Source organism: Palleronia abyssalis (assembly GCF_900302445.1).
GTDB classification, from domain to species: domain Bacteria; phylum Pseudomonadota; class Alphaproteobacteria; order Rhodobacterales; family Rhodobacteraceae; genus Palleronia; species Palleronia abyssalis.
Genome location: NZ_ONZF01000044.1, coordinates 1 through 991, shown reverse-complemented (window position 1 = coordinate 991; position 991 = coordinate 1). Strand labels below are relative to the sequence as shown.

2 tRNA genes and 2 rRNA genes are annotated in these 991 nt (G+C 56.5%); all 4 read right to left on the bottom strand.

The window, feature by feature from the left end:
* Window positions 1-101 (bottom strand): 23S ribosomal RNA (locus PAA8504_RS21695); the annotation flags it as partial.
* 329 nt (window positions 102-430) lie between these two features.
* Window positions 431-506 (bottom strand) — tRNA-Ala (locus PAA8504_RS21690).
* 16 nt (window positions 507-522) lie between these two features.
* Window positions 523-599: transfer RNA gene (locus PAA8504_RS21685), tRNA-Ile, on the bottom strand.
* Between the two features lie 275 nt (window positions 600-874).
* Window positions 875-991: ribosomal RNA gene (locus tag PAA8504_RS21680) — 16S ribosomal RNA — on the bottom strand; the annotation flags it as partial.

Genomic DNA, 991 nt, shown 5'->3' with positions numbered 1-991 from the left:
AAAGGCTATTCTCGCCTCGCCGACGCTTATCGCAGAGTATCACGTCCTTCATCGCCTCTTACTGCCAAGGCATCCACCAAACGCCCTTCTCGCGCTTGATCTGATCCAGAAGAAGACTGACTTCTTCCGCGCCCCAAAGGCCTTTTGTGTCCCCCGGGGCATTAATCAGAAGCATACTTTCCCGCCCTTCCACCTGGTTCAAAGTATGGAAGGACTGTTCTTGGCGACCCGAAGGTCGCCTGGGTTAGTGTACTTGACTTGGATAGTTACATGCCGCTCGGTCGAACCGAAGATACGGGCGCACTGCCCGTATCAGCATGTTAACTGATGTGTATCTCTCTATACGATGTAAATCCGTCGAATGCGTGCATCCGACGATGTCCGATTGGACGGGTAAACAGCCAGGGCTGCTTGCCGGTCAAATCGGAGTTGGTGGAGCCTATCGGGATCGAACCGATGACCCTCTGCTTGCAAAGCAGATGCTCTCCCAGCTGAGCTAAGGCCCCCCGATCCCGAAGGATATGGTGGGTCGAGGAGGACTTGAACCTCCGACCTCACGCTTATCAGGCGTGCGCTCTAACCACCTGAGCTACCGACCCACGTTCGATCGACAACGCCGATCGAACGAGTGCGACAGGCGATTGCTTGCAATCGCCGAGAGGCACCCGGCTGCAATGGCGCGGCCTATTCCACGAGCCGGTGGCTCGCTGCTGATCTGAAGAGATATGAGGACGGTCCGGTCCGATATGTGCTCACTCCGCTTCCGGAGACCTTCGTGAGAAGGTGGCACTGCTAAGTGTGTTACGACGTCATGCGCTACCGCTTCGCTACTTGAGCGCGTTGGCAACGTAATCCATACTAAACACATCCTTAGAAAGGAGGTGATCCAGCCGCAGGTTCCCCTACGGCTACCTTGTTACGACTTCACCCCAGTCGCTGATCCTACCGTGGTCCGCTGCCTCCCGAAGGTTAGCGCACGGCCGTCAGGTAG